Origin of the sequence: Pseudidiomarina donghaiensis (assembly GCF_900116895.1) — a bacterium.
GTDB classification, from domain to species: domain Bacteria; phylum Pseudomonadota; class Gammaproteobacteria; order Enterobacterales; family Alteromonadaceae; genus Pseudidiomarina; species Pseudidiomarina donghaiensis.
Map to the genome: position 1 here is coordinate 1 of NZ_FPCF01000008.1, position 25972 is coordinate 25972.

General features: G+C 48.0%; 34 protein-coding genes. 18 read left to right on the forward strand and 16 right to left on the reverse strand.

The window, feature by feature from the left end:
* Nucleotides 1-856 (forward strand): RHS repeat domain-containing protein (locus BM334_RS11050; RefSeq protein WP_143119034.1); only part of this gene is annotated, 856 nt, incomplete at its 5' end.
* Between the two features lie 71 nt (nt 857-927).
* Nucleotides 928-1353, forward strand: coding sequence for a hypothetical protein (locus BM334_RS11055; protein ID WP_092841713.1), 426 nt, complete (start codon nt 928-930; stop codon nt 1351-1353).
* Between the two features lie 44 nt (nt 1354-1397).
* Here the strand turns inward: BM334_RS11055 and BM334_RS11060 are convergent, their stop codons facing one another.
* Nucleotides 1398-1877 (reverse strand): hypothetical protein, encoded by a 480-nt coding sequence (locus BM334_RS11060; RefSeq protein WP_092841715.1) that lies wholly within the window; start codon nt 1875-1877, stop codon nt 1398-1400.
* 28 nt (nt 1878-1905) lie between these two features.
* Nucleotides 1906-2835 (reverse strand): pirin family protein, encoded by a 930-nt coding sequence (locus BM334_RS11065; RefSeq protein WP_177215089.1) that lies wholly within the window; start codon nt 2833-2835, stop codon nt 1906-1908.
* 173 nt (nt 2836-3008) lie between these two features.
* Between BM334_RS11065 and BM334_RS11070 the strand changes: the two genes are divergently transcribed.
* From BM334_RS11070 to glnS, 7 genes are all read left to right on the forward strand, one after another.
* Nucleotides 3009-3191, forward strand: coding sequence for a hypothetical protein (locus BM334_RS11070; protein ID WP_092841719.1), 183 nt, complete (start codon nt 3009-3011; stop codon nt 3189-3191).
* Nucleotides 3178-3465: a hypothetical protein gene (locus BM334_RS11075; RefSeq protein WP_092841721.1), complete on the forward strand. Its 288-nt coding sequence runs from the start codon at nt 3178-3180 to the stop codon at nt 3463-3465. The genes BM334_RS11070 and BM334_RS11075 overlap by 14 nt, the downstream gene beginning before the upstream one ends.
* A gap of 9 nt (nt 3466-3474) precedes the next feature.
* A complete protein-coding gene (locus tag BM334_RS11080; protein WP_092841722.1) occupies nt 3475-3891 on the forward strand; it encodes a hypothetical protein in 417 nt (138 codons plus the stop codon).
* The gene (locus BM334_RS11085; protein ID WP_092841723.1) at nt 3872-4639 is read left to right on the forward strand and encodes a 5-oxoprolinase subunit PxpA; all 768 of its coding nucleotides are present in this window, start codon (nt 3872-3874) and stop codon (nt 4637-4639) included. The genes BM334_RS11080 and BM334_RS11085 overlap by 20 nt, the downstream gene beginning before the upstream one ends.
* A 2-nt stretch (nt 4640-4641) precedes the next feature.
* On the forward strand, nt 4642-5340 hold the full coding sequence (gene pxpB, locus BM334_RS11090; protein WP_092841724.1) for a 5-oxoprolinase subunit PxpB: 699 nt from the start codon (nt 4642-4644) through the stop codon (nt 5338-5340).
* A complete protein-coding gene (locus tag BM334_RS11095) occupies nt 5337-6308 on the forward strand; it encodes a 5-oxoprolinase subunit C family protein (protein WP_092841725.1) in 972 nt (323 codons plus the stop codon). The genes pxpB and BM334_RS11095 overlap by 4 nt, the downstream gene beginning before the upstream one ends.
* A gap of 83 nt (nt 6309-6391) precedes the next feature.
* A complete protein-coding gene (gene glnS / locus BM334_RS11100; protein WP_092841727.1) occupies nt 6392-8068 on the forward strand; it encodes a glutamine--tRNA ligase in 1677 nt (558 codons plus the stop codon).
* A gap of 101 nt (nt 8069-8169) precedes the next feature.
* Here the strand turns inward: glnS and fur are convergent, their stop codons facing one another.
* From fur to BM334_RS11120, 4 genes are all read right to left on the reverse strand, one after another.
* Nucleotides 8170-8616, reverse strand: a complete 447-nt coding sequence (fur, locus tag BM334_RS11105) for a ferric iron uptake transcriptional regulator (RefSeq protein ID WP_092841729.1) — start codon at nt 8614-8616, stop codon at nt 8170-8172.
* Between the two features lie 25 nt (nt 8617-8641).
* The gene (gene fldA / locus BM334_RS11110; protein ID WP_055438767.1) at nt 8642-9166 is read right to left on the reverse strand and encodes a flavodoxin FldA; all 525 of its coding nucleotides are present in this window, start codon (nt 9164-9166) and stop codon (nt 8642-8644) included.
* Between the two features lie 41 nt (nt 9167-9207).
* On the reverse strand, nt 9208-9423 hold the full coding sequence (locus tag BM334_RS11115; protein ID WP_092841731.1) for a DUF2788 domain-containing protein: 216 nt from the start codon (nt 9421-9423) through the stop codon (nt 9208-9210).
* A 79-nt stretch (nt 9424-9502) separates the two neighbouring features.
* Entirely contained in the window at nt 9503-10285 is a 783-nt protein-coding gene (locus BM334_RS11120; protein WP_092841733.1) for an alpha/beta fold hydrolase, read from the reverse strand.
* Nucleotides 10286-10361: 76 nt separating this feature from the next.
* Here BM334_RS11120 and seqA point away from each other — a divergent pair, with 76 nt between their 5' ends.
* Entirely contained in the window at nt 10362-10913 is a 552-nt protein-coding gene (seqA, locus tag BM334_RS11125; RefSeq protein ID WP_092841735.1) for a replication initiation negative regulator SeqA, read from the forward strand.
* Nucleotides 10913-12553: a phosphoglucomutase (alpha-D-glucose-1,6-bisphosphate-dependent) gene (pgm, locus tag BM334_RS11130; protein WP_092841737.1), complete on the forward strand. Its 1641-nt coding sequence runs from the start codon at nt 10913-10915 to the stop codon at nt 12551-12553. Before seqA ends, pgm begins: the two co-directional genes overlap by 1 nt.
* Here the strand turns inward: pgm and BM334_RS11135 are convergent.
* On the reverse strand, nt 12550-13851 hold the full coding sequence (locus BM334_RS11135; protein WP_092841739.1) for an MFS transporter: 1302 nt from the start codon (nt 13849-13851) through the stop codon (nt 12550-12552). The two genes, pgm and BM334_RS11135, sit on opposite strands and share 4 nt — an antisense overlap.
* Before the next feature lie 141 nt (nt 13852-13992).
* On the opposite strand from BM334_RS11135, the gene BM334_RS11140 reads away from it, so the two are divergent.
* Both BM334_RS11140 and hda read left to right on the forward strand, forming a co-directional pair.
* Nucleotides 13993-15054 (forward strand): DUF2066 domain-containing protein, encoded by a 1062-nt coding sequence (locus tag BM334_RS11140; RefSeq protein ID WP_157981890.1) that lies wholly within the window; start codon nt 13993-13995, stop codon nt 15052-15054.
* Nucleotides 15051-15734, forward strand: coding sequence for a DnaA regulatory inactivator Hda (gene hda, locus BM334_RS11145; RefSeq protein ID WP_241970988.1), 684 nt, complete (start codon nt 15051-15053; stop codon nt 15732-15734). The genes BM334_RS11140 and hda overlap by 4 nt, the downstream gene beginning before the upstream one ends.
* Here the strand turns inward: hda and BM334_RS11150 are convergent.
* Genes BM334_RS11150 through arsC form a run of 3 tightly spaced genes read right to left on the reverse strand, consistent with a single transcriptional unit; the run spans nt 15731 to nt 17073 of the window.
* Nucleotides 15731-16135 carry a DUF2069 domain-containing protein gene (locus BM334_RS11150; RefSeq protein WP_092841744.1) on the reverse strand — a complete coding sequence of 135 codons (405 nt, stop codon included), beginning with the start codon at nt 16133-16135 and terminating at the stop codon, nt 15731-15733. The two genes, hda and BM334_RS11150, sit on opposite strands and share 4 nt — an antisense overlap.
* On the reverse strand, nt 16132-16719 hold the full coding sequence (locus tag BM334_RS11155) for a flavodoxin family protein (RefSeq protein ID WP_092841746.1): 588 nt from the start codon (nt 16717-16719) through the stop codon (nt 16132-16134). The genes BM334_RS11150 and BM334_RS11155 overlap by 4 nt, the downstream gene beginning before the upstream one ends.
* Nucleotides 16720-17073 carry an arsenate reductase (glutaredoxin) gene (arsC, locus tag BM334_RS11160; RefSeq protein ID WP_092841748.1) on the reverse strand — a complete coding sequence of 118 codons (354 nt, stop codon included), beginning with the start codon at nt 17071-17073 and terminating at the stop codon, nt 16720-16722.
* Between the two features lie 49 nt (nt 17074-17122).
* Between arsC and BM334_RS11165 the strand changes: the two genes are divergently transcribed.
* Nucleotides 17123-17587: a TlpA family protein disulfide reductase gene (locus tag BM334_RS11165; protein WP_092841751.1), complete on the forward strand. Its 465-nt coding sequence runs from the start codon at nt 17123-17125 to the stop codon at nt 17585-17587.
* Here BM334_RS11165 and bepA read toward each other — a convergent pair.
* On the reverse strand, nt 17552-19012 hold the full coding sequence (bepA, locus tag BM334_RS11170) for a beta-barrel assembly-enhancing protease (RefSeq protein ID WP_092841753.1): 1461 nt from the start codon (nt 19010-19012) through the stop codon (nt 17552-17554). The genes BM334_RS11165 and bepA overlap by 36 nt on opposite strands.
* A gap of 158 nt (nt 19013-19170) precedes the next feature.
* Here bepA and BM334_RS11175 point away from each other — a divergent pair, with 158 nt between their 5' ends.
* Nucleotides 19171-20247, forward strand: a complete 1077-nt coding sequence (locus BM334_RS11175; protein WP_092841755.1) for an AI-2E family transporter — start codon at nt 19171-19173, stop codon at nt 20245-20247.
* Here BM334_RS11175 and bcp read toward each other — a convergent pair.
* Complete coding sequence (gene bcp / locus BM334_RS11180; RefSeq protein WP_092841757.1) at nt 20244-20714, reverse strand: thioredoxin-dependent thiol peroxidase; 471 nt, start codon at nt 20712-20714, stop codon at nt 20244-20246. The genes BM334_RS11175 and bcp overlap by 4 nt on opposite strands.
* Before the next feature lie 145 nt (nt 20715-20859).
* Between bcp and dapA the strand changes: the two genes are divergently transcribed.
* Genes dapA through purC form a run of 3 tightly spaced genes read left to right on the forward strand, consistent with a single transcriptional unit; the run spans nt 20860 to nt 23576 of the window.
* On the forward strand, nt 20860-21735 hold the full coding sequence (gene dapA / locus BM334_RS11185; protein ID WP_092841888.1) for a 4-hydroxy-tetrahydrodipicolinate synthase: 876 nt from the start codon (nt 20860-20862) through the stop codon (nt 21733-21735).
* Nucleotides 21736-21746: 11 nt separating this feature from the next.
* Nucleotides 21747-22817, forward strand: a complete 1071-nt coding sequence (gene bamC, locus BM334_RS11190) for an NlpB/DapX family lipoprotein (protein ID WP_092841759.1) — start codon at nt 21747-21749, stop codon at nt 22815-22817.
* A gap of 45 nt (nt 22818-22862) precedes the next feature.
* Nucleotides 22863-23576, forward strand: a complete 714-nt coding sequence (gene purC, locus BM334_RS11195) for a phosphoribosylaminoimidazolesuccinocarboxamide synthase (RefSeq protein ID WP_092841761.1) — start codon at nt 22863-22865, stop codon at nt 23574-23576.
* On the opposite strand, the gene BM334_RS11200 is transcribed toward purC, so the two are convergent.
* From BM334_RS11200 to BM334_RS11215, 4 genes are read right to left on the reverse strand one after another with little or no spacing between them, the layout of a single operon-like run.
* The gene (locus tag BM334_RS11200) at nt 23573-23737 is read right to left on the reverse strand and encodes a DUF2897 family protein (protein WP_157981889.1); all 165 of its coding nucleotides are present in this window, start codon (nt 23735-23737) and stop codon (nt 23573-23575) included. The genes purC and BM334_RS11200 overlap by 4 nt on opposite strands.
* On the reverse strand, nt 23737-24453 hold the full coding sequence (locus BM334_RS11205) for a M15 family metallopeptidase (RefSeq protein WP_092841766.1): 717 nt from the start codon (nt 24451-24453) through the stop codon (nt 23737-23739). Before BM334_RS11205 ends, BM334_RS11200 begins: the two co-directional genes overlap by 1 nt.
* Nucleotides 24447-25571 (reverse strand): succinyl-diaminopimelate desuccinylase, encoded by a 1125-nt coding sequence (dapE, locus tag BM334_RS11210; RefSeq protein WP_092841768.1) that lies wholly within the window; start codon nt 25569-25571, stop codon nt 24447-24449. Before dapE ends, BM334_RS11205 begins: the two co-directional genes overlap by 7 nt.
* Complete coding sequence (locus BM334_RS11215) at nt 25571-25927, reverse strand: Spx/MgsR family RNA polymerase-binding regulatory protein (RefSeq protein WP_157981888.1); 357 nt, start codon at nt 25925-25927, stop codon at nt 25571-25573. Before BM334_RS11215 ends, dapE begins: the two co-directional genes overlap by 1 nt.
* Nucleotides 25928-25972: the final 45 nt, after the last annotated feature.

Genomic DNA, 25972 nt, shown 5'->3' on the forward strand with positions numbered 1-25972 from the left:
CCACGAGCACATTGATGAAGCGCAGTTGATTCATATGAACGGGCGGGTGTACGATTACAATTTTGGCCGCTTTTTAAGTGTCGACCCGTTCATTCAAGCGCCGGGCAACAGCCAAAGCCTGAACCCGTATTCTTACATTATGAACAACCCGCTGGCGGGAACAGACCCGAGCGGGTATATTGCCAAGTGTATGTTATCGATACACTGTGATACTGATGAGTCGATAAATGGCGTCCGAATAATATCTAGAACCCAAGATTACGCTCAGTTATCGAGTAATGGCAACGAGCAGCAGGCGCCCGTAACAAATAATCAGAAGGAAGCTTCTGAGATTGGTTCGCAGAACGGCAGTACCAATCAAAGTCAGCTTTCTTTTGAGCAGACTAGGGAAGCGTTAGAGCTTGGCGGTCTTGAACTAACCGCTGAGCACAAAGATGGTTCGCTATCTTATTCTGCTGGAAATGACACCTATCTCACGATTTCTCCAGATGGCAGCTATCACAAGATAGTTAATAGTGAACCGAGCCTCGAATCAGTTTCGCCAGAAAGTTATATAATAGGTGGGATTGGCATCAAAGCATCAGCAAAAGGATTAATTGCTTTCAGGGCTGCATTGCAAGTTATCCGGACAAATTATATTAAAGGCCTATCAAAAATAGGAGCAGAAGCAACAGAGCTTCTTGCTAGCGGCAAGTCTGCTGAGTATGTGGTTCGATATTTAAGTGGTAAAAGAAACCAATTGAAGTTAGATATGCGTGAACAAGGACCATGGGTTGCAAAACAATGGGCTAACGCTAGGAATTACTTTAAATATGGAAATAAAGCTGGGCCTTCACCAGAGGACCTACTCGACTAATATGGTAGCTGGGACAACACCCTTTCCGCCCTTACTCGCTCCAGCAAGACAGTTAATAGGATGCTTGGCCAATGACAAAGATACTAAAAGTTTGGGGGTGCCACTGGAAAAGTGCCACTTTGGTTCCTGCCCCCTTTAAGGTCAAAACATCATGGTTCAAAAAGGTTACTTCCTTTTCGGGTTTTGCGTATAAGCATAAAGGGGAGTGGTTAGCCGTTTGGAAAGATGGTGAACAGTTGGTGCTTCAAAGCCACACAGGAAAATGGCCCATAGGGCATGGTGAATGTCATATAACTTATACTGGAGATGGTGTCAGGCGACTGGAGATTAAGCCCTCTGATGGTCAGCCACTATGTCTGGAATATAACTCAACACCAGTTATTGAAGACCCAACTCATGATGCCGTCGATGAAGAAACCGAAGACTTTTTCGTCTGGGTTTGCCGTGTCTGGAACGACCCTGCGTGGGCAAGTGCATTGCTGACACGATATTCATAGTCTAATTTCAAGCAATGCAATTGGTAAAATACTATTACATTGAACTAAATATCTGCACAATGCTGGCTCCGTAAAGTCGCAATGCTGATGGTATTAGCCGGTGCATTGGCTGGTTGATAAATAATCGAGCTTTGCGCAAGATTAATATCGCCGCGGCTATGACCATGGTGAATGACAAGCTCGCGCTCTCGCTGCCAACTTACCGTTAAACAATCACCCAATTCGGCTGTTGCTAGACGTGACCAATCTTCGAGGCTCGGCTCATAAAGCCAAACCTCGTAGCCTTGCCATTTATTGTTTTTCTCGCCCCGCTGGCATTGATAAACATGAATCTCTGCACCGCCGTCATTAGAAACAATCAGTTGCAGCGATTTGCAGTTAGCAACGGTGGGTGGAGCGGGTTCAAATACTGTTAATTTATAAATTAACACTGCAGTGAATAGTACCGCTAACGTTATACTAGCGGCTAACAGCCACAAGCCAATGCGCCGCGTGAATGCCTGTATTGATGAAATAACACCCATAATTTTTTACGCTATTGTGGTTGAGTGATTATTTAGCCGCGCGGTAATTTGCGACGCGGCCAAAGCGTTCATGGTGATTATCCCAGTCTTGCTGGGCTTGCCTTACCCGTTGCTCGGAAGCACTCACAAAATTCCACCATATTTTAACGGGCTGTTCAAAGGCCTCACCGCCAAGTAATAACACAGTACAATCGGCGCTTAACTCCGCTGTTAAACGCGTGCGGTTGGCGCCAATAGATAGCAACTCATGGGTGCGTACTTTTTTACTTAGCGCTGTCATAGTGCCGCTTACTACGTAGAGACCGTATTCAAATTCGCGTTCAAGCGCTAGTTCAATAGCAGTGGCTTGAGGGGTTTGCAGTAACAACGCAGTTGCGGGACTAAAACTCAATGCTGGGCTAGTTAAGCGCTTTTGATGACCGCCTTGTGTTGCTACATAAGTACCAACAATTAATGTCGCGGTGCAGTCTCCGAGGCTAAATTTTGGAACCTGCTGATAATGGTCAAACCGTGGTTCAGTTTGTTCGTACTCCGGTGGTAGTGCGCACCACAGTTGCAACCCGTGTAGCGGTTGATCAGGATCATGATCAGCGACTTCGGCATGACTAATGCCGCGGCCCGCGGTCATTAAATTGAGCTGGCCACTGCGTAAGGGTTGCTCATAACCCAGACTATCTTGATGCAGCAATTGCCCTGATAATAGCCACGTAATGGTTTGTAAACCTATATGCGGGTGCGGAGCAACATTGAACTGTCGGTAATTGGCTGGCGCCACTGGGCCAAAATGATCAAGAAAGCACCATGGTCCAATCATACGTATCGCCCGTTGAGGAATTATTCGATACACGGTTAAAAGTGGTGTTAACTGACGTTGTAGGGCGGTGTGAACGGTATCGTCGCGTTGTAAATGCTCTGATTCACATACTTCTAATTGATTATCTTGTGGCGCACGCGTCATGTCATTGCTCCATGTCACCCAGTTAAATCTGCTACGCTTAATGCGAAAATGTGTTTTCCAGTATGGCATTGGCCTCGACAATAGTCGAATATGTCGTGCGAGTACTTTTACCGTGTCGCAGTTTTCAGTAAGGTAGGTGAATACAGTGAGTACTCGATGACGAGGATTAGGTTATGATATTTCCATTGTTACTCGCAGTTATTGGGTTTGCTGCCATGTTAAGTGGTATATGGGAGCAAACCTTGGGCACCATTGTTATTGGTGTGATCATGCAATTGGTGGGTTGGGTGTGGTTTTACAGCGCCTGGCGTAAAGCAAAAAAACAAGGGCACATACATAAGAATGAAAACAACTAGTGCAACACGAATTGCCGCGTTGACGGTTATTGTCAGTGGTATTTTATTGTTGGTGCTTGCACCAGCAGGGGACGCGGTTTCAAGTTATCGTATTCTTGGTTTTATCCTCATGGGGGCAGGGGTTGCATGGTTGGTGTCACAACGCCGACCAGAGCCGCAAACTCAGCAACAACAACCGTATCAGCAACCGGTGTTACGTTGGTATCAGTCACCCATTTTGTGGGTGCCTATTATTGCCGTCGTTCTGGGGCTATTGTCTTGGCTTATGATGTAAGGAAAACAAATGTCACTAACGACACGTTTAGTTATTTTAGCGGGCTTAGTCGGTTTATTATTTTATAACGCCAGTGAAGAGCAGCTGTGGGCTGCTATTGTCGACTGGCAACTTGGTTGGTATCAGCTTGGGGTGCCTATTGCATGGGGCATTATTTTAGGCGCTCTGGCTAATTTATTGATTGGCAATGCGCTGGTGAAGTGGCTCGAACCCATTACTTTGGTGGCCGCGTCATTATTAACTTTAGGCCTAACCGGTGCGGCTGCGGTTTATGGCGCTCACCAGATGAGTGGGTTGACCATTGCGCCGTTGTTTATTAGTAGTATCGGCCTTGGGGCTTACTTATTTGCCTACAGTTATGCGCGCTTTGCGGGCGCACGAAAAGCTAAAAACACCAACGAGACCAATGAGCGTGATAAAACTTAATTGCGATATGGGTGAAAGCTATGCTGCTTGGACGATGGGTGACGACCAAGCGGTGATGCCGCACATTGATATGGCTAATATTGCCTGTGGCTTTCACGCCGGTGGGCCAGCCATTATGGCCTCAACCATAGCGCTAGCGAAGCGACACGGGGTGACCATTGGCGCGCACCCGGCGTATCCCGACATTCAAGGTTTTGGGCGGCGTAGCATGGCGTTTACCGCTGCAGAGTTGCAGGCTATATTGCATTACCAAATTGGCGCCATGCAGGCATTGTGTGATGCCCAAAACGTGGTGCTCAGTTACGTTAAGCCCCATGGTGCGCTTTATAACGACATGCAAAAGTCGCCGCAATTGTTCCGCACAGTGTGTCAGGCCGTTGGTCAAATGAATGAGAGCCGCCAGCAGCGCCAGCAAGCGCCATTGTTTTTGGTGACTTTGGCAACCACTCATTCTGAGCCTCATCGCCATGTGGCGGCTGAGTTTGGTGTCGACCTGTGCTTTGAGGCATTTGCTGACCGGCGCTATGAAGCCGATGGATCGTTACGTTCACGACATTACGCTGACGCCGTGCTAACGCAGCGGCAAGACATTTTGCAACAGGTGCGCGCATTCAAAGCTGGCGCCCCCATCACGGCCGCCGATGGCTGCTTATTGACACTACGCGCCGATACCTTGTGTGTGCATGGCGATAACCCAGAGTCTATTGCAACAGTGGCTGCCATTCGTCAATTACTGCTCGAGAACTAACCATGCAAGCACGGGTAGAAGTAGCGGCCATCGATGCAGTGATGGTGGCTTTTGAAGCGCGCGTTGATCTCGCCATTAATCAAGCAGTACACCAATTTGCCGCACAACTGAAGCAGGCTAACCCTAGTTGGTTACGTGACATTGTTCCGGCCTACCATAGCGCCATGGTGGTTTATGATATTCACCAAACAGACCTACCAAGCGTAACGCGTTACATTGAGCAATTACTGCGCCAACCAAGTGAACAACACCACAGCTTAGCAAGCACTCAACATCGCTTTAAGGTGTGCTATGAAGCACCGTATGCGCCCGATATGCCGCGAGTGATGGAGCACACCGGGCTTAGTGCTGCACAAATTATCGCGCTGCACAGTGCGCGTGAATATCATGTTTACACCGTGGGGTTTGCCCCTGGCTTCGCTTATTTAGGCGATGTTGACGAGCGAATTCAAACACCTCGGTTAGCTACGCCGCGCAGTAAAGTACCCGCGGGTAGTGTGGCCATAGCGAATCAACAAACCGCGATTTATCCACGCACATCACCGGGTGGGTGGAACCTTATTGGCCGGGTTGCGAATTGGAATATGAACCCGAATGAGAATTTGGGCTGGGCAATACAAGCCGGCGACAGCGTGGTGTTTGAAGTGATTAGTGCTGCTGAGTTTGCCGCGCTTGAAAAGCAGCAAAGAGCATTGTCATGAGTACTAACGCACATTTAAAAAACGCACATTTAAAAATAGTGCAGCCAGGCCTATTGGCGACGGTGCAAGACCGTGGGCGCTTTGGCTATAGTTCTCAAGGCGTAAGCCGTGGAGGGGCGGTGGATGAACGTGCGTTTTTGTGGGCCAATAAATTACTCGGCAATGCCCCCAACGCGCCGGCCATTGAGGTAACCCTAGGCGGATTTAAAGCGACGGTGCTAACGCCGGGATTTGCCGTTGTGTGCGGCGCTGCGGCTAACGTGAACCTTAACGATCAACCCCAGCCGAACTGGCAAGTTTTTGCGACAGCGGCGGGCGATGAAATTGACATTCTAGCCCCAGCCCGCGGCTTACGTTGCTATTTGGCTGTAGCCGGCGGCTTTGATGTGCCACTTACCTTAGGTTCCGCCGCTACTGTGGTGCGCGACGGTTTAGGTGGGCTGCGTGGCGACGGTACACCCTTGCAAGTAGGGGATGAACTAGCCAAAGGCTGCGCTTCAATGTACCCAGCTGTTGTTAATCGGCGACCCAAACATGAGCTGATACCCCGTATTTCGGCACATAGCGAGCTGCAATTGGGCATGGTGCCGGTGGCGCAATTTGCCCAATTTAGTGCAGACGAGCAGCAACGACTGTTCAATCAAGCCTATACCGTCACTGCGCAGCAAGACCGCATGGGCGTTCGTTTACAGGGCGAACAAGGCATGCATTGGCCGCACCCACAAATTATCTCTGAGCCATTGCCGGTGGGCGCCATACAAATTCCACCTGATGGCCAACCTATTGTCATGCTAAACGATGCACAGTCGCTTGGTGGCTACCCGAAAGTTGGGGTGCTTAGCTGGTCAGCCCGTATGGCATTAGCCCAAGCAAGCGCCGGAACCAAGGTGCGTTTTGTAGCGCTTGAACTAGGCCATGCGCAAGATGAGTTACGTGCGGCGGAATTGTTCTTCGGTTGTACCGGTTAAGCAACGTGTAGGCCTTGCGCAGGCTGCCAGAAACTGCGATCATAGCGGTCATTTTTAAGCACAGCATCGGAGTAACGGTATTCATGGCAGAGAAAACGGCCGCAGACACGCCTCGTAGTAACTTTATTCGTCAAATTATTGACCAAGATCTTGCTTCAGGTAAGCATCAAAGCGTGCACACGCGTTTCCCGCCGGAGCCGAATGGCTTTTTGCACATTGGCCACGCGAAATCGATCGTGCTTAATTTTGGTATCGCGCAAGACTACCAAGGTAGCTGTAACCTACGTTTTGACGACACCAATCCATTGAAAGAAAAAGTGGACTACGTAAACTCCATTCAAGAAGACGTGCAGTGGCTAGGTTACACGTGGGAAGGCAAGCCGCGTTATTCGTCAGACTACTTTGACCGTTTGCATGGCTATGCGGTTGAGCTGATTGAGAAAGGCTTAGCTTATTGCGACTTTTCCAGCCAAGAACAAATGCGCGAAATGCGTGGCACCTTGAAAGAGCCAGGCAGCAATAGCCCATACCGCGATACCGCTGTGGAAGAAAACCTGAAAATATTTGCCGACATGACCGCCGGTAAATATCAAGAAGGTGAGGTGTGTTTGCGCGCGAAAATAGACATGAGCTCGCCGTTTATGTGTATGCGAGACCCAGTTATTTATCGGGTACGCTTTGCGCATCACCATCAAACTGGCGACAAGTGGTGTGTGTACCCAATGTACGACTTTACGCATTGTATTTCGGATGCCATTGAAGGTATTACGCACTCATTGTGTACCCTTGAGTTTCAAGATAACCGCCGTTTGTATGACTGGGTACTTGATAACATCAGCATTGACTGCCATCCGCAGCAAATCGAGTTTTCGCGGTTAAATCTGCAATACACGGTTATGAGTAAGCGTAAGCTAAACATGCTGGTTGAAGAAGGCAAAGTCAGCGGCTGGGACGACCCACGCATGCCAACTATTGCTGGTATTCGCCGTCGTGGTTATACGCCGTCTTCTATTCGTGAGTTTTGTCATCGTATTGGTGTGACCAAAATGGACAACCAAGTTGAGATGAGCATGCTCGAGGCTTGTATTCGTGACGAGTTGAACCAGAAAGCCCCACGCGCAATGGCAGTTATTGACCCAGTGCGTTTGGTGATTGAAAATTACCCGGCGGCACACGAAGAGCAGCTTGATGCACCTAATCATCCGAATGACGACAGCATGGGTGTGCGCCAAGTGCCATTTGCACGTGAAATTTTAATTGAGCGTGAAGACTTCCGTGAAGAAGCGAACAAAAAATACAAGCGCTTGGTGCTTGGCAAAGAAGTTCGCTTGCGTAATGCCTATGTTATTAAAGCCGAGCGCGTAGAAAAAGACGCTGCGGGTGAAATAACGACCATTTATTGCTCCTATGACCCAGAAACCTTAGGCAAAGACCCAGCCGATGGTCGCAAGGTGAAAGGGGTGATTCATTGGGTTGCGGCTGAACATGCCATTGCTGCCGAGTTACGCTTGTACGATCGTTTGTTCCAGGTGCCAAACCCTGGCGCCGAAGATGACTTTTTTGCCACTTTAAACCCAGAGTCGTTGGTGGTGAAACATGGCTTTGTTGAGCCAAGCCTTGCCAATGCTCAAGCCGAACAAGCGTATCAGTTTGAACGCATTGGCTACTTCTGTGCCGACAGTCAAGACAGTCAGCCGGGGGCTTTGGTGTTTAATCAGACCGTTGGCTTGCGTGACACTTGGTCAGAAAACGATAACTAATTTGCTAAAAGCATAAAAAAGCGGCGCGATGATTGATTCATCGCGCCGCTTTTTTTTAACTGGCCTTTTTACGAGGTTTTTAACTCGCTGTGGAAAACGACTTAGTCGAGATCAGCTTGGTTATTTTCGCAGGTATCTGGTGACTTACATTCGCCATACAAATACAGGCTGTGATTGGTTAAACGAATATTGTTCGCCTCAGCAACGTCTAGCTGACGGCGCTCAATCACATCATCTTCAAACTCAAACACGTGGCCACAGGTTAAACAAACCAAGTGGTCATGGTGGTCTTTCGCGCTTAGTTCGAATACGGAACGGCCACCTTCAAAATGGTGACGACTCACAATGCCGGCATCGTCGAATTGGTTGAGCACGCGATAAACCGTCGCTAAACCAATTTCTTCATTTTTTTCGAGCAGAATTTTGTACACGTCTTCAGCGCTAATATGCTGATTCGCCGGGTTTTTCAAAATCTCAAGAATTTTGATCCGCGGTGAGGTGACTTTTAACCCTGCTTTTTTTAATTGTAATTCGTCTTTGCTGCTCATGAATCTCTTCGCTATGCGTTTTTGGTTAGCCTAATTGGTCTAAGCCCATTTCGTCGCGAATTTGTGCACACCATTGTTGTACGCGTTCTTTCGTCAGTTCAGGCTGACGATCTTCATCAATACCTAAACCGACAAAATGCGTGTCGTCGACTAGCGCGCGTGATGCTTCAAATTCGTAGCCTTCGGTTGACCAGTGACCAATAATAATGCCACCGCGTGCTTCAACGATATCACGTACGGTACCCATGGCATCTAAAAAGTACTCTGCATAATCTTCTTGGTCACCGCAACCAAAAATTGCGATTAGTTTATTATTGAAATCAATCTCTTCAAGCTCTGGGAAAAAGTCATCCCAGTCGCACTGAGCTTCGCCGTAATACCATGTCGGAATGCCAAACATGAGTAAGTCATACGACGCGATGTCTTCTTTGCTTGATTTTGCGATATCAAAGACATCAATAAGTTGTTTGCCCAACTCTTTTTGAATCATTTGCGCAACAGCTTCAGTGTTTCCAGTGTCGCTACCGAAAAATATACCTACACTTGCCATAGAATCGTACTACCCGCTTGAAAATTAAACTGCGTGAAAAATTAAAGACCCGCTTCCCAGAATGCTTGAATAATGCCTTTCGCAATAAAACCGGCACACCCTAAAAACAAAACTAACCACACAAACCAACGACCAAACTTAGGTACTTCGCCTTTGTTTAAGACATCTTGAATGGCTAACCCAATGAGTACAAATAAAAATGCAATGGCAAAATTGGTACCCAAGGATTCAATCAATTCATAATGTTCTGACAGCATAACAGTAACACCTGATCATTGGTTGTTTTGAAATTATTTGAAATCAAAAAAAGAACGCAGAGTATAGCACGCAAGCGCCCTAGGTGCGAGAATGATTCTCAACAAATGAGCGCGCCAGCCGATTGAAAACGCGTGGCTTTTCTGCGTGTAGCCAGTGCCCTGTGCCTTCAATTATCTTCATGTCTAGGTTGCTAAAGCGTTCGCGAATAGCGCTTTCATGTTCGCTTTGTAAATAATTCGAGTCGCCACCTTTGATAAACAAAATAGGCCCGTCGTAGTGGCCGGTGCGAACCGCGCCAGAAATTTCGCCATAACACTGGCTTAAAGTATCTAGATTTAAACGCCAGCTGTAACCGTTGTCGTCGCGTCGTAAATTTTTCAACAAAAACTGGCGAACGCCTTTGGTTTCGATAAATTTCGCCAATTGCTTGTCTGCGTCAGTACGCGCCTTCACTTGGCTAAGATCAAGTTGCTGCAAGGCATCGAGAATATGCCGATGCTTCGGGTCATAAGCCACAGGTGCAATGTCTGCGGCAATGACGCTTAAAGCGCGTTCAGGGTAGGTTAGCGCGAACTCCATAGCTATTTTTCCGCCCATGGAATGGCCAACAATATGAGCTTGCTCAATGCCAATGTCATCGAGTGTTGCGGCAAGGTCTTGTGCCATATCGCTGTAATTCATATGGTCACTGTGAAACGAGTCACCGTGGTTACGTGCATCAACCAAAATCACCTGATAATCTTCGCTTAAGTCGCGACCTAAGCCTTTGAGATTATCCAGATCACCAAATAAACCATGTAACAAAACCACGGGCTGACCGTGCCCTATAACTTCATAATTAAGAATCTGTGCTGTACTCATGTTGAATTCCTGTACCCGAGCGTATGCTTGGGTATAATAGCGCGTAACGAAAAGTCAAACTAGAAGTGAACGGGTAATGACCAAACGCATTGATATTGACGACGAATTGTATCGCTTTATTGCGAGCCACACACAACATATTGGCGAAAGTGCCTCGGCAATTTTACGTCGCTTGCTGAACTTGCCAGCCGCTGACAAAGCGACAGGGCAGCCGGTACTGGCCATGCCAGAGGCTGAGTCTTCTGCCGCTAAGCCTGACCAAGACGGTGCAGAGCAACAAGATCTGACTGGGCGTACCGTATTTGACGTAATGACGCGGGCTGATTTAGCCGGCCAGCGCAGCATTGTTGCGCGCTTTTTGTACATTTTGAGCATGCTTTACAAATGTCACGCCAAAAATTTCGACGCCGTGCTGCAAATTAGTGGCCGAGATCGGCAGTACTTCGCAACCAGCGAAGCTGAATTAGAAGCGACCGGAACCAGCACCAACCCAAAACAAATACCTGACGCTCCTTATTTTGTGGTGACCAATAACAACACCACACGTAAAAAATCGATGCTGACACAAGTAGCGATGGAACTTGGCTATTCTCAGGAACAAGCAGAAAAAATTAGGGACTTTTTATAATGGCATTGCATCCGCGCGCCGGCCAACCGGCACAAGCTAGCGACTTAACCAACATTGCACAACTTGTCAGTGCTTATTTTGTCAACGAAGTAGACCCTCGTAATTCCAAGCAACAAGTCAAGTTTGGTACTTCGGGCCACCGCGGTTGTGCGTTAGATAATTCGTTTAACGAAGCCCATATTCTGGCCATTAGCCAAGCGCTAGTGCGCTACCGGGAAGAGCAGGGGATTACTGGGCCATTGTTATTGGGCCGAGACACCCACGCCTTGTCTGAATCGGCATACATGACGGCGCTAGAAGTATTTATTGGCAACGGTATTGAAGTTCATATTCAAACCGACGATGGCTACACGCCAACCCCAGTGATTAGCCATGCCATTTTGCGTTACAACAAGGACCGCAGCGAAGGGCTCTGTGACGGTGTGGTGATTACCCCGTCGCACAATCCGCCAAGTGACGGCGGGTTTAAATACAACCCACCACACGGTGGGCCGGCTGACACCGATGCCACAAAAACCATTGAGAAATATGCCAATGCGTTGTTGTCATCTGAGCTGATGGGCGTTGAGGCCGTGTCTTATGCAGAAGCGCGCGCGAGCAAGCTACTTAAGCAGGTAGATTGGCGCAAAGACTATATTGAAAGCTTAAGCGACGTGATTGATATGCAAGCCATTGCCGACGCCAAGCTACGCATTGGTGTCGACGCCATGGGCGGTGCAGGTGCCAGTTATTGGGCGCACATTGCTGCGCATTACGGCCTAGATATGACAGTACTGAATGCGGACGTTGACGCCAGTTTCCGGTTTATGAGCTTAGACAAAGACGGCAAAATTCGTATGGATTGCTCATCGCCATACGCCATGGCCAGTTTGTTGCAGTTGAAACAAGACTATGACATTGCCGTCGGTAATGACCCTGACTATGACCGTCACGGCATTGTCACGCCTACCCATGGCTTAATGAATCCGAACCATTATCTGGCCGTGGCGATTGATTATTTGTGCCAACACCGTAACTGGGCGCCTGAATTAGCCATTGGTAAAACCTTGGTGTCGAGCGCCATGATTGATCGTGTGGTGGCAAAACACCAACGCACGCTGCGTGAAATGCCAGTCGGTTTTAAATGGTTTGCGCAAGAGCTGCACGCAGCGACCACGGCATTTGGTGGCGAAGAGAGTGCTGGCGCTAGTTTCTTAGACCGCCAAGGGCAGCCTTGGTCAACCGATAAAGACGGCATTATTTTGGCGTTGTTAGCGGCAGAAATTTGCGCCAAGACGGGCAAAAATCCAAGCCAATACTACGACGATTTATGTGCCGAACATGGCACTGCTTACTATCAACGTATTGATGTGGCCTCGTCGGTAGAATTAAACGCTGGCTTTGCCGGTATTCGTGCTTATAAATTACAGCTAACCGAATTGGCCGGTGATGAAGTGACTGGGGTGATGACCAAAGCTCCGGCCAACGACGCGCTTATTGGTGGTGTGAAAGTAACGACCGCCAACGGTTGGTTTGCAGCACGCCCGTCAGGGACTGAACCGGTATACAAGATTTATTGCGAAAGTTTTGTCAGCCAAGAGCATTTAACGCAGCTTGCTGAGCAAGCACAGCAACTCGTGAACAGTTGGATACAAGCCTAACGGTTTGTATCCAGAGTATTTTGTTCATCAAGCTCTTGCTGCAGTTCAAGTTCTTCTTCCATGTGCGCTTGCTCGTCAGCAAGGGTGGTTAATAGCTCATCAGAGGTTTGCGTAGGGGCCAACATGGCATAGGCGCTAGCTGATTGGTCGTCGGCTTTCTTGCGTTGGGTAACGCGAAATAGCGAATAGCCGCAGACGATGAAGGTTAATGCCATAATTAATAAGAAGAAGTAGTTTACCGCACCAAATTGCATCAGCGCCGCAACCGCCGGCGCACCAATAATTGAGCCAATACCACCCACTTTAATGATGGCCCCAGTGGCGCCAACCATTTGGTCTTTCTCAAGATAGTCGTTGGTGTGCGCCATACCCAGTGAATATAGAGGCAGGGCACAGGCACCAAACAGCCCTACGCACAAATAAATTAACCAAGCAATAGAAGCATCTAGTTGCGACAACACGAATGCCATAATACCTGCAGTACCGGCACAACCAGCCATAATAATACGTCGATCAAAGCGATCAGAAAGCAAGCCTATAGGCGCTTGAGCCAACATGCCCCCAAGAATAAATGCGGCCATGAACAAACTCACCTGGGCAACGGATAAGCCAATATAGGTGGCGTACATGGGGCCAATGCCATAGAACATGGCGTAGCACGCTTGCATGATAAACGCATTGACCATGCCAAGCGGCACCAGTTTCAACAGGCTACGAATAGGAACTTTTTTAGGTTCGTGTGTGGTCGGTTCGACAGTTACGCTAATCAGAATAGGAATAAGCGCTAGGTTGATCAGCAGTGCCACCAAGGCAAAGGCAACAAAGCCTGCGGGGTCGGTAATACCAAGAACCAGTTGGCCGGCTACTAAGCCGCCATATATTAGTACCAAATAAACCGACAGTAGGGTGCCGCGATTTTTATTATCGGCCATGGTATTGAGCCAGCTTTCAACAATGACGAATATAGCTGAAATAGCAAAGCCGGTAAGAAAGCGCATGACAAACCACACAATGGGATCTATCCAAATAGCTTGAATTAGAATTGACGCCGCAGCAAGCGCAGCAAGGCCACCAAAAGCTCGAATATAACCAACACGACGGATATCTTTCGGCGCGCGCGTGGTGCCAAACAAGAACCCGATAAAGTAGGCTGACATAATAATACCGGTGGTCAGCGTACCGAAATTTTCAATAGTAGCGCGCAAGCTTAACAAGGTACTCGTCATGCCGGTGCAAATACCGATAAGCGTAATACTGGTCAGCAATGAACTGATAGCGCGTAATTGTTGCTTGAGCATGTGAGAAGTCCTTGTGTTGCTTAGCGAAGTTTAGCACGGTGTGAAAAAATCTTAAACGCCCAGAGGTTATCCACAGCTTGTTACTTGCCCCCTAGGCAGCAGCTGTTTATGATGGGCACAAGATGTTGTGTTGAGGTAGCTATGCGAACCCTATTTTTTGCTATTTTGCTGACTGTTTTATGCTGCGCGAATACCGCCCAAGCCGCGGTGGAGCTAAAACAAATGTACCAAGCGCGTGTACCGGTGGCGAGTCAAGCTGCGGCTGATCGTGATGCGGCATTACAAGAGGCACTGCAGCGTACATTTATAAGAGTATCGGGTGACGATAGCTTGTTAGCGCACGAAGAAGTGCGATTAGCATTGCAAAATGTACGTAATTTTGTGCAGCAATATGGCTATCAACAAGGTGACGATGAACTCTTATTGTGGGTGCAATTTGACCAGCCACAAGTTGATCGCACCATTCAAAGCGCCGGTTCAGGTATTTGGAGCAATCTTCGTCCTGAACTTCTGTTTTGGTTGGTGTTGGAAGATGACCGACTGCAGCGTTCAATTATTGGTACTGGGGACATCGAGCCCTTAGTTGACCAGCTTCGTGAACAAGCGCAGATTCGTGGTTTACCGGTAAAGCTGCCGCTATTAGATTTAAACGACTCAATGAGCTTATCCGTATTGGATTTATGGGCGCGATTTGACGATCGCATTGATTTTGCGAGCAGTCGATACGATGCGGACGGTGTAGTAGTTGCCCGTATTTACCAGTCGGATAGGGCGGTGACCGACCAAGCTTGGACGCTTGATTGGACTCTAAAATTAGCGGATATGCGTTGGCGCGGTGAAGTTAGCGCCGATGAACGTGCTAATTTGGGGGCTAAACTTATTGCCGATATTTCGAAGCAATTATCGTACCGTTACCGTATTAGTGCCAATGCTGAAGCCGCTGGGCTATGGCGCGTAAACATTGTTAACTTGCCTTCAGTAACCGACGTGTTGCAAGCCGAGCAACGCCTCAACTCAGTACCTTCGGTAAATAGAGTGCAGTTAGTTAGTTATGGTGAACATCAAGCACTGTTTGAGTTGCACATACAAACGGAAGCGGAGCAGATTATGCGCGCTCTTGACATAACCAAGCAATTTGAACCCGTCAACCAGCAGCAACGTGATTCCTTTGCAACGCCAGTTTATCGTTGGAGCCAACCTTGAGTGCGATAGCTCAGCTACCCTTAGCAATACAATTGCCAGACGATGAAACCTTTGCCACATTTGAGCCGGGTGACAACATCGAATTGCTAGACGTGGTGCAACAACAACAACGTGGGTTGGTTTACCTGTGGGGGCGCCAAGGGGTAGGCAAAAGCCACCTGTTGCATGCGTTATGCGCCAACACCCAACAGCCGGTGATGTACTTGCCGCTCGGCGAGCTAAAAGACAGCATTCAGCCGCAGGTGTTACAGGGGCTCGAGCAATACAGCTTGCTGTGTTTAGATGATATTGAAGCGGTGTTAAGTGACACTCAGTGGTGTTATGAATTATTCGCGTTGTTTAATCGCGTTCGTGATCTCAATCACGGCTTATTAGTTATTACCGCTCGCAACGCCCCAGCCGCCCTTGATGTGGCTGTAGCTGACGTGCACTCACGCTTGCAGTGGGGCTTAACCTTACAAGTTAAACCACTCAATGATGACCACAAAGTAGCAGCTTTGCAGGCTCGAGCAAAAAATTTAGGCTTGAGTTTAAGTGAAGAAACCGCGCAATTTATGGTGCAGCGATTAGGGCGCGATATGCGCAGTTTGATGCGCTGTCTGACTAAGCTTGATCGCGCCTCTATTGCCGCAAAACGTCGCTTGACGATTCCCTTTGTCAAAGACGTATTAGCTATTTAGTCTTGGTCTTTTAGCTTCTTTAGGCCCAAACCCAAGGCGCGACCCTGACGTCGAGCATACCAAGTGCAGCCCACAAAAGCGCCTGTTGTAAGTACTAATTCAGCCACTGCAAACCCGCGCTCTGCCGGCGCAACATAAAGCATCGTTAAGCTATGCAGGTAATACCACATTAAAACAAAATTGGTCCAAGCATAGGTATAGGGTTTACCGCGCAGTAGTCCAGGTAGCGGAAACAACAAAGGTAAAACCCACAAGACCAACCGAAACGTGAGGCTAAACTCGCTATCACTTTGGCACCAAACCTGCCAAATAAGCATGAGCGCCAACAGACCAAGATAGCTGGCCAAAGCTAAAAAACGTATTTGACTAATTTGCTGGTCAGCGGCTTTTAATGTACTCATAACTTTCCTTGCTGTTGCAAAGGTTTTAGTGCCGTCGCGGCATAGGTTACTCGTTTACCTAAAGCGACGGCGGCTTGATATTCATGCTCACTTAGTTTGGTTTGCTGCTGGTGAGACACATGGCTTGCACCATAAGGCGAGCCGCCAGATTGCGTTTGCTGTATTGCCGGCTCGGTGTAGGGAATACCACAGAGCATCATACCGTGGTGCAGCAACGGCACGCCCATGGCCAATAAAGTTGATTCTTGACCACTGTGCATGCTACTTCCCGAGGTAAATACAGCCGCGGGCTTACCTTGTAATTGGCCTTTAAGCCAGACCGAACTTGTGCGTTCCCAAAATTGCTGCAATGCGCTGGCCATATGACCGAAGCGCACGGGACTGCCCATCACTAAACCGTCGCAGGGGCCGAGTTCATCAGGTTCCAGCGCTAAATCGCGTGCGCTAGCCGGCTCTCCTGCGGCTGCAACGGTGCGTAGCAACGCATCGCCACCGGCTTGAGTAATGCCGGTCGCTATGGCATCGGCGAGTTTTTGAGTTCCGCCGTTACGGCTGTAATACAGAACAATAATTTGCGGGCGCATTTAGTCAAGCAACTCAAGCACAGCTTCTGGGGGGCGACCGAGTCGGGCTTGATCACCAACAACCACAATAGGGCGCTCAATGAGCTTAGGTTCACTTGCCATAGCTTCTAACAACGCCGATTCATCATTAACTTCTGCTAAATTTTGTGCTTTATAAGCATCTTCTTTCGAGCGCATCAGTTCTCGCGCAGAAATAAACCCAAGTTGTTTTACCAAGGTTTTTAATTCTGGCACACTAGGTGGTGTTTTTAAGTACTCAACAACCTGCGGCTCAATGCCGTTTTGTTCGAGCAACTGCAATGTTTGGCGGCTTTTTGAGCAGCGCGGGTTATGATAAATCGTGACCTGAGCCATAGCTTAAAATCCTCGAGTTCGTAAACTGTTATAGCTTAAGGGAAAGTGTATGCGTTGTCGATTTTTGCCCGTAATTTTAGCGCTAAGTGTCGGGCTTTTAAGCGCTTGTCAGCCAGCTAGTGATTTTCAGACGGATGATCGCGGTGGCTTAGCTTGGCAGCAATTACAAGGCCAATATGTTGTGGTGAACTATTTTGCTGAGTGGTGTGCGCCATGCTTGCGCGAGTTGCCTGAACTGAATGAGTTTCATCATTTATATGGTGACAAGGTGACGTTACTCGGGGTGAGCTTTGATGGCCTTAATAATGAAGAGCTTGCTGCACTGAAGCAAAAGTACAATATTGAATTTACCCTGATTCAGAACGAACCGGCGCCTAATTTACCATTTGCGATGCCTAACGCTTTGCCGGCTACCTATATTGTGACGCCCGAGGGAGAAGTGAAGGGCCCGCTGCTAGGTGAGCAGACCCTACAAAGTTTAGCCTCGGCTACCGGAACTGATACTCTCGAGTAAAGATTTCTGCGCCATAAGTTGCTCAATACGAGCCTGCAAGCGACGTTTTTCAATCTCGATACCCGTTTGCTTGTGGGCTTTATGTAAATGCTCAATAGCCTGGTCAAAAGCGCCATATAAAGCTGCCGACTCAGCCATAACGCCATGCATGGTGCTCATATCACCACTTAATCGATACGCTTTGGCTAATAGGTCAAGTGCCAATATGTGGTCGTTTTCGCGCTGCAAATAATCACGCAACAACGAAATGGCTAGGCTATATTGTTTCGCTTCAATAGCTACATTGGCAAAATTAATCGTAATGGTTTGCTCATTGGGTTGGCGTATATAGGCTTTCTCAAGCAACGCAAGAGCTTCCTCGTAACGCTGACTTGCCAACAAAATGTCACTTTGAACATCAAGGTAGAACGTGTTGTAAGGTTGCGCAGTTATTAATGGCTTAAGTAGCTGCTCGGCTTCAGCATGGCGTTGATTATCCAACATGAATATGGCCAACCCGTAGCGAGCAGCGCGTACGCGCTCAGTCGGCAAGTTAGGGTCGCTCATTTCTTGTCGCAACGTGCTTTCGGTAAGCGTTTGGGTATAACGTGCTTGCACGCGGTACTTGGCCAGTAAGAAAGTGCTTTCGTCGCGCGGCGCAATACGCGGCAATAGCGCTGTACGTGCGCGCATTTCCGACAGCCGGCTTTCGCTATATGGGTGGGTTAACAAAAATTCCGGAGGCCGCGACATATAACGAAATTTTTCGGTTAACCGACTAAAAAAGTCAACTGCGCCTTGCGGGTCAAATCCAGCGCGTCTTAATATATCAAAACCAACTCGGTCGGCTTCTTGTTCAAATTGCCGGGTATAGTTAATTTGCATTTGCTGGCCGCCAGCAATGGTTCCGCTTAGTGCGGCCATACCAAGTTGCGGGTTAATCACTGATAATATGATCGAGCCTAATACCGCAGCCATCATGGTTGGTGAGTTATTCGACACCCGCTCCATGTTACGGACAATATGCCGCTGTGAAACGTGAGCCACTTCATGCGCAAGTACAGATGCAAACTCTGACTCGGTTCTCGCTTCAGTGATTAAGCCGGTGTGCATGCCGACATAGCCGCCAAAAAACGCGAATGCGTTGATATCTTTCTGATTAATCCAGAAAAACGTAAAAGGAAATTTAACACCTTCAGCTTCACGCACAATACGCGAACCAATATCTTGAATGTATTCGTCTAAAACTGGGTCGTGCACCATGGGCGCCATGGCCCGTAATTGGCGCATATACATGTCGCCAAAAATTTGTTCGCGCTCGATGGTCATCACCGAAGCGCCCGCAGTACCAATTTCTGGTAAGCGTTCCTGTGCCAATGAGGTTGCTGAGTAGCTTACGCCAATGGCTAAGCCGAGAGCTGAAATTGTTGAAAGTAACTGCTTCATTATTTGCGCCTGATAAACCTGCAATGTTCGAGTATAAATTTGTGAAAAGGTTCCTAATTTGCAGGCTCAATACTGTAACTTATACGTGTTCACAGCTATGATGTGGTATCTCGAGAAAGCATGCAACGCTTTTACTCAAACAATTGGAGTGGGTTTACATGTTTGATTACATGAAACAATGGTACAACCGCAAGTTTTCAGATCCTGATGCAATTACGTTATTTTTGCTGCTACTGACTAGCTTCGCTCTAATTATTTTATTTAGCGATATTTTGGCACCACTGCTAGTGGCATTGGTATTAGCCTATCTGCTTGAATGGCCAGTGCAACGATTAACGGCAACCGGCTTACCGCGCTTAAGCGCCGTGTTAGTGGTTTACACTAGCTTTATTGCAGTTATTGTCGCGCTGATGCTGTTTTTAGTACCCGTAGTTTGGCAACAATCTGTGGCTTTAATAGGCGAACTTCCGCAAATGTTTTCGCAATTTAAAGTGCTGTTAAACCGCCTACCTGAATTGTTTCCTGAATATATTACGCAAGCCAATATTAACGACTTTATTGAAACCACGACCAATCGGGCATTGCTGTTTGGTGAAACCTTGTTAAGCCAATCATTAAGCCGAATTATTGGCATTATGGCATTACTGATTTACTTGATTGTGGTGCCATTGTTGGTGTTCTTTATGCTGAAAGATAAACACCACTTACTGGACCATGTGAATAAAATCTTGCCACAAAACCGTCGTCTTATTGCTCAAGTTAGTGACGAAATGAACGTGCAGATCATGAACTATATTCGTGGCAAAGCCGTGGAAGTTGTGGTGGTTGGCGTGTTTACCTATATTTGTTTCGCGCTTTTTGACTTGCGCTATGCGGCTTTGTTGGCCGTGCTAGTCGGCTTTTCTGTGTTAATTCCGTATATCGGTGCAGCTGTGGTTACGCTACCAGTATTCTTGGTGGCGTTGTTCCAGTTTGGTTGGACCGGCATGTTTGCTTGGGTCATGATTGTTTATTTGATTATTCAAGCGTTAGACGGGAACTTGCTGGTGCCGTTGTTGTTTTCCGAGGCGGTCAGTTTGAATCCTGTTTATATAATTGCTGCGGTGTTAGTGTTTGGTGGCTTGTGGGGCTTTTGGGGCGTATTTTTCGCCATTCCGTTGGCCAGTTTAGTGAAGGCCGTTATCACGGCGCTTTCATCAAAAGCTGAGCCAACGTCAGGCGAACAACAAACTTAAGCGTCAGCTAAGTGGTCTAAAACCACTTGGTGGTGGTCTTTGGTTTTGAACTTGTCGAATACATGGGCAATAGTACCGTCTTGGTTAACCAAGAAACTAATTCGGTGTAAACCGTCGTATTCGCGGCCCATGAATTTTTTCAAGCCCCATACTCCGAAGGCTTCAGCAACCTGGTGGTCAACATCACCGAGTAAGGTAAAGTTAAGTTGATCGCGTTCGGTAAATTTAGCCAAGCGCTTTGGCTCGTCAGTACTAATGCCGACTACCTGTACTTGGTGTTGTTGTAATTGTTGCATATGGTCGCGCAGTTGTTGCGCTTGCACGGTGCAGCCGGGTGTCATGGCCTTCGGGTAGAAATAAACTAAAACGCGGCCTTGTGCGAGTAGGTCGCTGAGCGATACCGGCTCATTATTCGCATTCGGAAGGGTGAATTGAGGGGCTTTGTCACCTGCTTTTAAGGTATTCATAGTTTCTCCAACTAGCCAGTGTAAAAGATTTGCCACAGGCTTTTTATCATAAAAGAAGCGTTGCGAACACGCAAAGAGCAGCGCAGCCTTGTTATTACAAGGCGGTAAAAGTACCATTGCGGTAGCACAAATTATTGGGGGCAGTATGTTAACAGGTAGTATTGTTGCGTTAGTGACGCCGTTTACTCAACAGGGGAACGTGGACTATAACGCACTTGAAGCATTGGTGAACTGGCACTGTGAAGCGGGTACTGATGCGATTGTGGCCATGGGCACCACCGGTGAATCAGCCACGATGAGTCATGATGAGCACATTTTAGTGGTATCGGCTGTGGCTGAACTTGCTGCTGGGCGTATTGATGTCATTGCGGGTAATGGTTCAAATGCTACAGCTGAAGCTGTGCATCTAACCGAGCGCATGGCAAACCTGCCTATTCAAGGCTTTTTAAACGTTAATCCTTACTATAACAAGCCATCGCAACGCGGCTTGTTGGCACATTATAAAGCCTGTGCAGAAGCGTCAGATTTACCTCAGTTGTTGTATAACGTACCTGGGCGAACTGCGGCCGATATTTTGCCTGAACAAGTTGCTGAATTAGCGCAAATTCCCAATATTGTTGGCATAAAAGAGGCCACCGGCGATGTATCTCGAGTTGCGCAATTAAAACAGTTATGCGGCAATGACTTTATTTTATTAAGTGGTGATGATGGCACCGGATGTGAGTTTATGTTGCAAGGTGGCCATGGTGTGATTAGTGTCACTGCGAATGTTATGCCGGCGCAAATGAAAGCGATGGTGACTGCCGCAACCAATGGTGATGCCGCAACAGCGAAAGCCATTGACGCGCAGATGGCAGTTATTCATGAGGCTATGTTCGTACAGTCAAACCCGATACCAGTGAAGTGGGCGTTGTCACTTATGGGTAAACTTGAAGCGAATTATCGATTACCGATGACAGAGCCGGAACTTCTGCAACAACAACATATCGAACAAGCATTAAAACAAGCAGAATTAATTTAAGCGGAGCAATAATGAAAGCGAATTTATTTGTGTTGGCCGGTGTTGCAGCAGTGCTGGTCAGTGCCTGTGGCTTTACGCCAAAAGAGCAAGCGATGGGCGACTTTGACTATCTTGATGTAAAAAATGATGCGCAACTGAAGCCAGCGCCAGGTAAACAGCTACCGCCAAGCAGCCGCCGCTATGAAATACCGCAAGCTGCACATAATACCCCGCTTGGAGCAAACGTTGTGGTGTTAGCACCGAAACTAGTTTGGCCAGTGGCTGACGGTAGCCGCGTCGAGGAAGACGAAACTCAAACGCGCATCTATTTCGATGAGCTAGATGGCATGAACGATGTAGAAAATTATGTCTGGCAAGGTCTACTGCAAGGTGCGGCGACTCGTGGCTGGACTATTGCTGAACAGCAAGATAAGCAACGTTTAGTTATTGATTGGTTGTCAGAGTCATTTGAATATGGCGAGGACGATACCGAAGTGGTGATTCAGCGACAGTTTGAAATCAACCTCGACACTGCTGAACATGGTCGCACCACGGCATTGTTAAGCAAGGTCTTAGAACGCAATGTGAGCAGCAATGGTGTGCAAGTTGACGATGTTTATTTGACGCATCGTGACGAGGACGCAGCAGCACAAGTACTGAATACGCTGGTGAGCGAAATTGCAATTACGCAAGCCCGCGGTGTTGCGAGCGTAACTGATGATGGCGCAGTGAATATTCAAGCAGGCTTTGATGAAGACGGCTTTGCCGCCATTATTGTGAGTGCGAGCTTTAATTTTACCTGGGCTGTTATGAACGAAGTACTGACCGAACTAGGCTTTGATGTTGATGATTACAACCAACAAACAGGCCGTTATTATGCTTCGTATGATGCAGACAACAGTGGCAGTTCGCTCGCGTTTTGGCGTGACAACGATGGTGCTAAAGTCGCATTACCAAGCGGTGACTACGAAATTAAAGTAACGGGTAATCGGCAACGTACATCAATTACATTGTTCCGTGCTGGCGAAGCGATTTCACCTGAGCAGGTCAATGATATTTTTGCACCGTTTGCTGCTGAAATTCGCAACCAAAGTAGCTTATAATAGGCGCACTTTTAATCGCTAACTGTTTCGGAGATACAGCTGCTCATGGAAAAACGTACTGAATTATATCGGGGTAAAGCCAAAACTGTGTTCACCACGGATAACCCTGAGCGGTTAATTCTGGAGTTTCGTAATGATACGTCAGCATTTGACGGTGAAAAAGTTGAGCAGCTAGATCGCAAAGGCATGGTGAATAATAAATTTAATAATTTTATTATGGCCAAGCTAGAAGCCGCTGGTATTCCAACCCAGTTAGACACCGTGCTTAGCGACACTGAAACCTTGGTGAAAAAACTCGACATGATTCCAGTTGAGTGCGTAGTGCGTAATTACGCTGCAGGCTCATTGGTGCGTCGTTTAGGTGTTACCGAAGGGCAAGCTTTGAACCCACCGACGTTTGAACAGTTTCTTAAAAACGACGCGCTGCATGACCCAATGATCAATGAGTCGCTGGCGGTAAGTTTTGGTTGGGCAACAGCTGAGCAGCTGGCGCGCATGAAAGAGCTAACCTTTCAGGTGAACGACGTATTGTCTGCGTTGTTTGACGATGCTGGTATGTTGCTCGTTGATTTTAAACTCGAGTTTGGTGTTGATGGCGACGGTAACATTGTATTGGGTGATGAATTTAGCCCAGATGGTTGCCGCCTGTGGGACAAAGAAACTCGCAAAAAACTAGACAAAGATCGTTTCCGTCAAGGCTTAGGTGGTGTGGTGGAAGCATACGAAGAAGTTGCCGCACGCTTGGGCGTGCCGCTTTAGTCTTTATCCCAATCGTCTTTTTTCCAGTCGTCGTTGTCCCAGGCGTCTTGGTCATCAGAATGCCGTGGCTGTTTGTCTTTCAGCGACGGCATTTTCATATGTGCCGTATGACGTAACAGCATCAAATTCCCAATAATAATGCCTACCGCTACTAGTATCATTATCCAAACCATACATCCTCCGGTGCGATGTCGGCGCGACAAATCGTATCAACATAGCGTTGTTTAATATCGGCAAGCCGTTCTAACACATAGTCTTTGCCTTGAATGTCGTGCTGCTGAAGGCACTGCTGTAGGGTACTTTGACTAAGCGCTGAATGTGCTTCAGTAGCGAGCGCGCAGTGGCTTAAATGCCAAGGTTCGGCAGCTACGCCACCTTGATAGCGCGCGTAGGGGAAGAAAAAACCAAATTCTCGAGCATGCTGGCGAAGCCATTGGTGCATGGCATGACAGGGGCCGGAGGGCTGGTATTCGCTCGGCACGAGTTGCAATTGCTGCTTGCCGCAGGCGAAAGGCCTTGGGTCATATACGTCAAAGTCGGTGCCCCAATGGTGCCGGCTGGCTCCAGGCAGTGCCGACCAAGTTAAAATAGCATCAATTTTTTCACCCGTGGTTAGTTGCTGATGATCAAGTTGATCGCCGTGGTCGTTGTACAAAGGTGCTTCACCAATGAACTTGCGGTTCCAAATAGCCCGTTGCCGTTGAAAGTCACGAAATGCTGAGGCAATAGCTATGCTCACACCGGCTTGTGCGGCGGCCTCGCGCATGGCTTGGTAGGCTTGTGCAACGGTTTCTTGCAAGCGAATGCCATCGCGTTCACCTGCTACCTGCTGTACGTGGGAGTTACTCAGCCCACAAAGCTGTTCGGTGGTTAGCATAACAAATTCTCAAGTACCTTTTCATAAACGCGCGTTAGCGTTTCTAAATCGGCCTCACGCACGCGCTCGTTAACTTGGTGTATGGTTGCATTCACTGGGCCTAATTCAATTACCTGAGCACCGGTAGGGGCTATAAAGCGGCCATCGGAAGTTCCACCCGCTGTGGAAAGCTCGGGTAAGCGCCCGGTATGTTCAGCGATGGCCTGAACTGTGGCATCAACCAAATCGCCGGAATCGGTTAAAAACGGCTCGCCGTTTAACTTCCATTGTAGTGAATAATCTAAATCGTGCTGCTCGAGTAGGTCAGTCACGCGCTGTTTCAAGCCATCAGCTGTCGACTCAGTACTAAAGCGAAAATTGAACTGAACCTGTAATTCGCCAGGAATAACGTTTCCAGCACCTGTACCAGCATGAAGATTCGAAATTTGAAAACTCGTGGGTGGAAATGAGCTATTGCCGTCGTCCCAGCTCATTTGGGCCAGCGCCGCTAATGCCGGTGCGGCTTTATGAAATGGATTTTCCGCCAAATGCGGGTATGCAACGTGCCCCTGAATACCAAATACGGTTAAGTCACCGGTTAGGCTGCCGCGGCGGCCATTTTTAACCACATCACCAAGCTCTTTGGTGCTCGAAGGTTCGCCCACCAAACACCATTTGATTTTCTCATTACGCGCTTCTAGGGTTTCAACCACTTTGGGGGTGCCATTAATAAATGGACCTTCTTCGTCGCTGGTAATCAGAAAAGCGATACTGCCGTTGTGATGAGGGTGGTTGGCGACAAAACGTTCTGTGGCAACCACCATGGCGGCCAAACTGCCTTTCATGTCAGCGGCGCCGCGACCATAAATATAACCGTCTTTTTGGGTGGCAGAAAATGGTGGGTAGGTCCACGCGTGCTCCGCACCGGCAGGTACCACATCGGTGTGGCCAGCAAAGCAAAACACCGGCCCTTCAGTGCCGCGTCGAGCCCACAAGTTGGTGGTGTCTTCAAAAACCATGGTTTCTAAATTGAAACCTAATTTGGCTAAACGCTCGCCCAACAATTGTTGGCAACCCTCGTCATTTGGGGTTACTGAAGCTCGTTTAATTAACTCACAAGTTAAGGCTATGGTATCCATTAACCAAGCTCCAGAGCGCTGCGCCAGTCAGCTTCTTTAAAACCGGCGCAATAGTGTTTGTTAGTCGCCAATAATGGACGTTTCATCAAAGTAGGGTAGCGTTGTAGCAACGCCACAACGTCAGCGGTATCGGTAACAGTTTGTTCGGTCGCAGATAATTGACGCCAAGCAGTACTGCGCTTATTCAATACAGTATCTATACCAAGCTGTTGCAGCCAATTGTGAATTTCCTCGGCACTCACTGGGTTGGCTCGGACATCGTGAAATTTATAGGTTACTTGCTGTTGCTCTAGCCATTTGCGAGCTTTACGCACGGTGTCACAATTCGGAATTCCGTATACTACTGTATTAGTCATTCGTGTCATACTCGTGTTGTTTTTAAAATGAAATGCCATTTTGGC